This is a genomic window from Streptomyces sp. NPDC058307, from assembly GCF_042880295.1.
GTDB lineage: Bacteria > Actinomycetota > Actinomycetes > Streptomycetales > Streptomycetaceae > Streptomyces.
Window position 1 is genome coordinate 1 of record NZ_JBHVYZ010000135.1, and the last position, 4,941, is coordinate 4,941.

General features: G+C 69.4%; 7 protein-coding genes and 1 pseudogene. 7 read left to right on the forward strand and 1 reads right to left on the reverse strand.

What is annotated here, in order from left to right; translation table 11 throughout:
• From ACFVYN_RS40895 to ACFVYN_RS40905, 3 genes and pseudogenes are all read left to right on the forward strand, one after another.
• A pseudogene (locus ACFVYN_RS40895) lies at window positions 1–378 on the forward strand (ATP-binding protein); the annotation flags it as partial.
• A gap of 76 nt (window positions 379–454) precedes the next feature.
• Window positions 455–961: an SRPBCC family protein gene (locus tag ACFVYN_RS40900; RefSeq protein ID WP_390007902.1), complete on the forward strand. Its 507-nt coding sequence runs from the start codon at window positions 455–457 to the stop codon at window positions 959–961.
• A 720-nt stretch (window positions 962–1,681) separates the two neighbouring features.
• A complete protein-coding gene (locus ACFVYN_RS40905) occupies window positions 1,682–2,329 on the forward strand; it encodes a hypothetical protein (protein WP_390007903.1) in 648 nt (215 codons plus the stop codon).
• A gap of 49 nt (window positions 2,330–2,378) precedes the next feature.
• Here ACFVYN_RS40905 and ACFVYN_RS40910 read toward each other — a convergent pair whose 3' ends face one another.
• The gene (locus ACFVYN_RS40910; RefSeq protein WP_390007905.1) at window positions 2,379–2,540 is read right to left on the reverse strand and encodes a TetR family transcriptional regulator; all 162 of its coding nucleotides are present in this window, start codon (window positions 2,538–2,540) and stop codon (window positions 2,379–2,381) included.
• Between ACFVYN_RS40910 and ACFVYN_RS40915 the strand changes: the two genes are divergently transcribed.
• The 4 genes from ACFVYN_RS40915 (at window position 2,487) to ACFVYN_RS40930 (ending at window position 4,912) form a co-directional block, all read left to right on the forward strand.
• Complete coding sequence (locus ACFVYN_RS40915) at window positions 2,487–3,539, forward strand: alpha/beta hydrolase (protein WP_390007907.1); 1,053 nt, start codon at window positions 2,487–2,489, stop codon at window positions 3,537–3,539. The two genes, ACFVYN_RS40910 and ACFVYN_RS40915, sit on opposite strands and share 54 nt — an antisense overlap.
• Before the next feature lie 180 nt (window positions 3,540–3,719).
• A complete protein-coding gene (locus ACFVYN_RS40920; RefSeq protein WP_390007908.1) occupies window positions 3,720–3,857 on the forward strand; it encodes a hypothetical protein in 138 nt (45 codons plus the stop codon).
• The gene (locus ACFVYN_RS40925) at window positions 3,854–4,159 is read left to right on the forward strand and encodes a hypothetical protein (protein ID WP_390007910.1); all 306 of its coding nucleotides are present in this window, start codon (window positions 3,854–3,856) and stop codon (window positions 4,157–4,159) included. The genes ACFVYN_RS40920 and ACFVYN_RS40925 overlap by 4 nt, the downstream gene beginning before the upstream one ends.
• Before the next feature lie 402 nt (window positions 4,160–4,561).
• Window positions 4,562–4,912, forward strand: a complete 351-nt coding sequence (locus tag ACFVYN_RS40930) for an alpha/beta fold hydrolase (RefSeq protein ID WP_390007911.1) — start codon at window positions 4,562–4,564, stop codon at window positions 4,910–4,912.
• Window positions 4,913–4,941 lie beyond the last annotated feature (29 nt).

The following is a 4,941-nucleotide window of genomic DNA, read 5'->3' on the forward strand; positions in this document are numbered from 1 at the left end:
GCCGCGTTCGAGGAAGGAGTACTGGAGGCGCTGCGCACCTGGCACACCCCACGCGAATTCGCGACCAGCGCCCTGGTGTATTCGCATCTCGTGCCGCCCGGCTCACCCGACCCGAGCGCGGACCTGCGCGGCGCCATCACCGCCGCCCTCGACGCGATACAGAGCGACCCCGCGGGCGTCAAAGCCCACGAGGCCCTCACCACCACCTACATCACGGCCCCCCGCACCCACCGGGCTGCCGCCCGACGACTCGGAGTGCCCTACGGCACCTACCGGCGCCACCTCGCCCTGGCCAAGGAACGCCTCACCGAACAACTGCTGCGACAACCGGCCACCACACCCACACCGACCCCGCCGCACCAGGCGCCCAGGCAGTGAGCTGTGGGCAGCGCTGAGCACGGTTGAGCAGCACAGGTGCGTGCTTCGGGCAGGCGCTGGCCGCGATGCTCATGGCATGACCCAAACCAGTGTCCCGATCACCGTGTTCGCCCGTGCAACGTCCAGCCCCGCCCATACCTACCAGGTCATCGTGCCGATCGACCTCGCCCAGGTGTTCAAGCCGTGGGGACCGCTCCCCGGCGTCGCGGAAGTGCGCGACCAGACCGGCACCTGGAACCGGCCGGGGACGTCGCGCCAGACCTGGTTCACCGACGGCTCCAAGGCCGACGAGCGGCTCACCGAGATCGCGGAGGGGCACGGGTTCGCCTACGAACTGAGCGGCTTCACCAACGTGCTGGCCAAGCTGACCTCCGGGGTGCGCGGCGAGTGGTCGTTCCTGCCCGACGGCACCGGCACGTCGATCCGGTGGACCTACGACTTCCGGCCGCTGCCGGGCCGCCGCTGGATCCTCGCGGGGCCGTTCAAGCAGCTCTGGATCCTCTACATGCGTGCTGCACTCACCAGGATGGTGACCATGGTGCAGGAAACGCCCAAGGGCATCACGAGCATCACGCAGGAGTGACGACCTGGGTGCGCAGACCGTCTCACGCTCGTCCGGCCCGAACTGGTCCAGAACCAGTAACTCCCTGCCGGCGCGCAGCGACGACCAGGATGCGCTGCCCATCGTGCGCGGCGAATGGCTGGCCCACACCCCGTTCTCCCCCTGGCGACCGGCCTGCCGGCCGCCGAGGCCAGGCGGTACCGGTCGGCGCCACGCTCTGACCAGCCTCTTTGCCCCTGCTTCCCACCACGGCACGCGGGGCGACGAAGCCCCGCCGACAGGGACGGGAACCCCGTGCCTCACACCACCGCCTTAGCCAGGAACCAGTGGTACAGCTAGCGCATCTTCCTGACCTGCGCTTGTGTGGGGGCGATGAGGCTGTGACCTGCTAGAACGGGTTGCAGAGGCGAGCGGCGGCAGTCAGAGGAAATCGCTCTGATTCGACCCTGGTTCGACCCGGGCCGCTCGGAGACAGTCAGAGGCAGCAGTCCTCTGCAACTGCCCTGTGAGGGACCTGAGTTGACCGGCGCGGATCACGAGTGGGGGACTTTGGCGGTGCTCTGTTTCGACTCGGTCGAGCTGCGATGGGGACGCCTGCCTCCGCTCGGGGCCAGGCTTACGAGGGCTTCCAGGACGGCCGTCCTGGAGACTCTGCCGGCGCCGATGGAGGTCGGTTCCGGACACCACCCGTGGTTTTAGCGGGCCTGGGTGGCGTCCACGTCTTTGCGAGACGACCCCACCGTGCCACCCAGCACCCAGCACCCACTCCCCCGACGACACCTCCCTCACGCACGCGGCCCGCTGGGCCTCCACCTGCTGCCTCCGGCTGCCGCCGATCTCGTCCCGTTCGGTGACCTCACCGGCCGCTACGCCACCGGCAGTTACAGCCGACTCGCCTCCGACGGGCGGGCCGTGGTCCTGCGCGCGGACCGCCAGGGGGCGGCCGAGCACGGGCACCGGATCAGCGCGGCCATCGCCTGCCACATGTCCCGCGCCGGCGGAACGCTCGACCAGCTGACCCAGCTCCTGCTGCACCCCGAGCACGAGGGCGGCCGCCACGCCCGGCACATCGCGCTGCGCTCCGGGCAGACGCGCGCCCTGGACTACATCCGCCGGGTCTGGACCAGCGCCTCAGAAACGGTCAGCGCTACCAGGATGCTGGGCTCCCGGCACGAGGCGTACGAGGTTCTCGCCGCGCTGCGCGACCGCATCGAGACGACGCGCGGCGGCCGGGCGGGCTGGTCACGGGGTATCTGCCCAGGGTCTGGAGCTGGTCGACTGTCGCGCGCACGACCAAGTTCAGGACGTCGTCCAGAGCGAGCCGCATTCGCGTCCGTCCTGCGACGCGGCGCGGGTCAGCGAGTCCAGGATCGCGGCGCACCGCGCTGACCAGCCGTGGTCGGGCTGTGGTCGGTGCGGCCGGGAGTCGTGGTCGGCCTCATGGTCGGGTCCGTGGTCCTCGGCGGAGCGGGGCGGTTCTTGCCCGTCTGGACCGGTAGAGACATGGGCAGGGCGGCGCCCCGCTGCCTTCGTTCTTGTTCGGGAAGTGCTTGTACAGGGTGCCGACCGCGACGCCCGCGGCAGCGGCGATCTGCTCCATCGACACCTCGGGCCCGTGCTCGGTGATCTGCTCAAGAACGTCAAGCGGTCCTCGGTGCGGTTCAAGAACCGCTACGGCATCGAGGTCGCCGCGGACCTCTACGAGCCGAAGAACGCCAGGGGCAAGCTGCCCGCGCTGGTGGTCAGCGGCCCGATCGGCGCGGTCAAGGAACAGTCCTCGGGGCTCTACGCCAACGAGTTCGCCCGCCGCGGCTACGTGGCCCTTGCCTTCGACCCCTCCTTCTCCGGGGAGAGCGGCGGCACGGTGCGCGACGTGGCCTCGCCAGACATCTACACCGAGGACTACAGCGCCGCCGTCGACTTCCTCGGCCTGCAGAAGATCGTTGACCGCAAGCGGATCGGCGCGCAGGCCATCTGCGGCTTGAGCGCCATGGCGCTCACCGCGGCGGCTGCAGACAGCCGTATCAAGGCGGTCGCCACGGCCTCGATGTACGACATGTCGCGCAGCATGTCCCGCGGCCACAAGGACTACTACACACGTGAGCAGCGCCAGAAGGTCGTGGACCACCTCAGCCGGCAGCGCTGGATCGACGCCAAGAACGGCACCTACGCGCGACTCTCACACGAGGTCCCCTTCGACGACAACGGGAACGTCGCCCCCACAAACCGCGTCCTTCCCGAGACCCTCCCGGCAGACGCCGACCCGATCACGGCGATCTTCTTCGACTACTACCGCACCGAGCGCGGCTACCACCCGCGCTCGATCAATTCCACCACCGCATTCACCGGCACCACGCCGATGTCGTTCTTCGCTTTCCAGCTGGCGACGAACATCGACATGCTGGCACCCCGCAAGGCCCTCCTGGTGGCAGGCGCCGACGCGCACTCCCGTTACTACTCCGAGGACATCCAGGCCAAGGCGCCCGACAGCATCGACCTCGTAATCGTCCCAGGCGCGGACCACGTCGACCTGTACGACCGCAAAGACCTCATCCCCTTCGACAGGTTCGACGAGTTCTTCACCAAGAACCTCGCCTGACCGAAAGCGCCCCCGCCAGGCCGGTACCACCACCGGCCTGGCGGATGAGCCCCCACGGGCCGCGCTCACCCCAAGCTCCACGAGCTCCGCCACGAGGACTTCACCGACTTCACCGCCGTTCAAGACCGGCTGACCGGCTACGGCGCCTGCTTCTACTGCCTGGGGACCTCGGCCATCGGCATGAGCGAGGCCGACTACCGGGTCGTCTCCTACGACTTCCCGCTCGCCGCCGCCCGCGCCCTGCTGGCCGTCAGTCCCGGCCTCGCCTTCGCTTACGTCTCCGGCGTCGCACCGACAGGACCGGCAAGAGCCGCATGATGTGGGCGCGTGTGAAGGGCGAGACGGAGAACGCCCTGCTGGAGCTGTCACCGCGGGCCCGCATGTTCCGCCCTGCGTTCGTCCTGCCCCGGCCGGGTACCAAGGCGAAGGCCAGGGTCCACGTCCTGATGTACCGGCTGCTCACTCCGCTGTACCCGCTGCTGCGGCGCATCCCGCCGCGCTACGTCACCACCAGTGTGCAGCTGGGCCAGGCCATGATCCAGACGGCCCGTAGCGGCGGGAGGCGCCGCGTCCTGACCCCGACCGACATCAACGAAGCAGCGGCGGCCGCAACGCCATGAACGCCAAGGACACGCGCGCCGCGACTACTCGCAGCGGGTGCGGGGCCGTTGAACTGAGGTCGGTGACCGGTTCGGCCCGACTCGTCTGCAGGGGTCCCGCTCGCTCGTGTGGCCGACCCCCGGCCCGTCCATCGGACGCCTCGTACCTGCGAGGTCACGGCACCGGCGGCCGTGATCGCACTCGCCTGAGACCCTCACCGCCTGTCACCGGTACCAGTTAACAATGCCGGTGGGAGTCAATAGCCAGCGTTGCCCGACCGGTTCGAACCAGCGGCGCCCCGACGCACCGAGGAGGCCTGCGTCAGAGTGCCGAGCCGATCGAAGACATCCTGAGCGGCGTCCGCGTAGCTGAGCCCCGCAGCGGTGGCGTTGCGCTGGAAGAGACGGGTCAGGGCCATTGTCGTGGAGCTCCACACCTTGGCGTCCAACTCGTCGAGGTCCGGGTACCGCACACGCAGAGCTTCGGCGGCGCACGGCCCCATCCCCCTGCACAAGATCGACGCCCAGGCGAAGCCCGTCTACGTCGTCACCGGCGAGTACGACCCCGCCGGCGACGACGACGTGAGCGGCGGCCCGGCCGTCGAGAAGTTCATCCCGGGCGCCAAGTTCGTCAAGGCCGAAGGGCTCGGGCACTTCACCCCCTGCGACGACCCGATCGGGTTCGGCGACGCCATCGTCGCGCTCCTCGACGAAGTGATCAACAAGGCCTCATCGCGCTCGACCTGCCGGCCTGGATGCCCATGCTCGCCCTGACCGGCCGGGCGAGGCTCTGGGAACCGCGT

Excerpts from the sequence above, each read along its gene's own strand:
- ACFVYN_RS40925 (WP_390007910.1), top strand. The coding sequence starts at position 3,854 with ATGATGTGGGCGCGTGTGAAGGGCGAGACGGAGAACGCCCTGCTGGAG.
- ACFVYN_RS40900 (WP_390007902.1), top strand. The coding sequence starts at position 455 with ATGACCCAAACCAGTGTCCCGATCACCGTGTTCGCCCGTGCAACGTCC.
- ACFVYN_RS40910 (WP_390007905.1), bottom strand. The coding sequence starts at position 2,540 with ATGGAGCAGATCGCCGCTGCCGCGGGCGTCGCGGTCGGCACCCTGTAC.
- ACFVYN_RS40920 (WP_390007908.1), top strand. The coding sequence starts at position 3,720 with ATGAGCGAGGCCGACTACCGGGTCGTCTCCTACGACTTCCCGCTCGCC.